Origin of the sequence: Neobacillus drentensis (genome assembly GCF_036966985.1) — a bacterium.
Taxonomy (GTDB): domain Bacteria; phylum Bacillota; class Bacilli; order Bacillales; family Cytobacillaceae; genus Neobacillus; species Neobacillus drentensis_E.
Genome location: NZ_JBALSN010000761.1, coordinates 1 through 2,249, shown reverse-complemented (window position 1 = coordinate 2,249; position 2,249 = coordinate 1). Strand labels below are relative to the sequence as shown.

Annotated in this window: 3 protein-coding genes; 2 read left to right on the top strand and 1 reads right to left on the bottom strand. The window is 35.8% G+C overall.

The window, feature by feature from the left end:
• The first annotated feature begins 64 nt into the window (after nt 1-64).
• Both V7659_RS31470 and V7659_RS31465 read left to right on the top strand, forming a co-directional pair.
• Nucleotides 65-817 carry an exodeoxyribonuclease III gene (locus tag V7659_RS31470; protein ID WP_335543903.1) on the top strand — a complete coding sequence of 251 codons (753 nt, stop codon included), beginning with the start codon at nt 65-67 and terminating at the stop codon, nt 815-817.
• A gap of 110 nt (nt 818-927) precedes the next feature.
• Nucleotides 928-1,698, top strand: coding sequence for a class I SAM-dependent methyltransferase (locus tag V7659_RS31465; protein ID WP_335543902.1), 771 nt, complete (start codon nt 928-930; stop codon nt 1,696-1,698).
• A gap of 53 nt (nt 1,699-1,751) precedes the next feature.
• On the opposite strand, the gene V7659_RS31460 is transcribed toward V7659_RS31465, so the two are convergent.
• Nucleotides 1,752-1,889: a hypothetical protein gene (locus V7659_RS31460; RefSeq protein ID WP_335543901.1), complete on the bottom strand. Its 138-nt coding sequence runs from the start codon at nt 1,887-1,889 to the stop codon at nt 1,752-1,754.
• Between the last annotated feature and the right edge of the window lie 360 nt (nt 1,890-2,249).

Below are 2,249 nucleotides of genomic sequence, written 5' to 3'. Positions count from 1 at the left end.
AAATCAACAGACAAATATAACACAGCCAAATAATAAGTAAGCAAGGGAGAAGGAATCGTTAAAAATGAAATTTGTATCATGGAATGTCAACGGCCTTAGGGCGTGTGTTAAAAAAGGATTTTTGGAATATTTTCAGGAAGTGGATGCAGACATCTTTTGTGTGCAGGAAACGAAATTGCAAGAAGGGCAAATTGATCTGGAATTGGATGGTTATTACCAATATTGGAACTATGCAATCAAAAAAGGATACTCCGGTACCGCTGTGTTTACTAAAAACAAACCGCTTTCTGTTCGATATGGAGTCGGGACAGATGAGTCTGAAGATGAAGGAAGAATACTTACCTTAGAATTTGATGATTTTTACTTAGTCAATGTTTATACCCCAAATTCACAAAGAGATTTAGCCCGAATTAATTTTCGATTGGAATGGGAAGATCGGATCCTTCAACATATAAAAGAACTAGATCAACTGAAACCAGTGGTCCTATGCGGGGACTTGAATGTTGCTCATCAGGAAATTGATTTGCGCAATCCTAAATCAAATCTGGGCAATTCTGGCTTTACGGTAGAAGAACGCGGGAAAATGACTTCCTTACTTGCAGAGGGGTTTATTGACAGCTACCGTCATTTTCATCCCGATCAAGAGGGCGCTTATACCTGGTGGTCTTATATGGCTAAAGTCCGGGAAAGAAATATTGGCTGGCGAATTGACTATTTTATTGTCTCAGAAAAGTTACGAGAGCGACTTAAGAATGTGGATATTCATTGTAATGTAATGGGAAGCGACCATTGTCCAATCATATTAGAAATCAATTGATTCAAAACGATTAGTTTTTCTTATTGTAAAGCATAAAAAACCTGTCATTTTCTTTATAAAGTAACTGCCTTATAGTTAAAAATAGATAAGTTACGGAGAGGGGAAATGACATGGATATTAAAAAAGATGTAAAACATCAGTTTGGAAAAAGTGCTGATTCCTATGTGAGTAGTGCCATCCACAAGGATGGGAATGACTTGCAAAAACTTGTCCAATTGGCGACGATCACTGGCGAAGAGGAATTACTGGATATTGCCACTGGCGGAGGACATACAGCTAATGCGTTTGCTCCTTTGCTTAAAAAAGTCACCGCTTTGGATTTAACTCCGGAAATGTTAAAAGCAGCAGAAAAATTCATTCGAGCTAATGGTCATTTAAATGTCGATTTTAAAATAGGGGATGCAGAAAATCTTCCTTTTTCAGATGGAGTATATGATATTGTTACCTGTCGGATTGCTCCGCACCATTTTCCTAACGCGAATAAATTTGTTGAGGAAGTTCATCGGGTATTAAAGCCAACTGGTCAGTTTTTACTTGATGATAATGTAGTTCCAGAAGAAGATGACTATGACTTATTTTATAATACGGTCGAAAAATGGCGGGACTACAGTCATTTCAGAGCTTGGAAAAAGAGTGAATGGCTCCGTATGCTTGAAGTGAATGGATTTGAGGTTTATGAAATACATCGTTTTGAAAAAACATTCCGATATGAGTCTTGGTGTAACCGAATGAATTTACCAGAGGACGAAAAAGATAAGTTATCCGACTATATCCGAAACTCCTCTCAAAAAGTACAAGAGAAATTCAGGGTGTCAATTGAGAATGATCAAGTAATCTCATTCCAAGGTGAAGCTGTTATTATGAAGGCGTTAAAAAGGTAAAAAACCCTTTGCAGAAAGAGTGGATTTCTCTTTTTGCAAAGGGTTTTTGAGATTTAAACATCGTTAAGAGCTGTTCCAATTACATCAAATTCCGGCAATCTTTCATCCAAAACGGATTGATTTAATTGCTCTTGTTCGCTAGGAGCAACGAATCCATTTTCATCCTCTTTTTTCAGGAAGTCCATACTCACTTTAATGTCATCTCCTTTTGCTAAACACAGTACAAAAGTATTTTTTCCTATAAAAATTAATCTAAACCTAATTACTAATTATTTATCTTTTCTATAGGTATGTAATTAATAATGATAATTGCAAGTCCAGTAATTTCTTCGGAACCGTGCCATTCAATTTAAATAAATTGAAAGGAAGTGGTTGACGAATGGTTAATAGGATAGTATTATATTCATTGTCGCTGAAACGAAATAACTAAGTTAAAGGTTTAAAAAAAATATTTCGAAATGAAGTTGACGATGGTTGATTGTTATGTTAGAATAATAAATGTCGCTAATCACCCGATTGGTTGACGAAAGATTAATAGAATTGTTCTTTGA

Bases quoted from the DNA above. Each gene is read 5' to 3' on its own strand.
- V7659_RS31470 (WP_335543903.1), top strand. From the start codon at position 65: ATGAAATTTGTATCATGGAATGTCAACGGCCTTAGGGCGTGTGTTAAA.
- V7659_RS31465 (WP_335543902.1), top strand. From the start codon at position 928: ATGGATATTAAAAAAGATGTAAAACATCAGTTTGGAAAAAGTGCTGAT.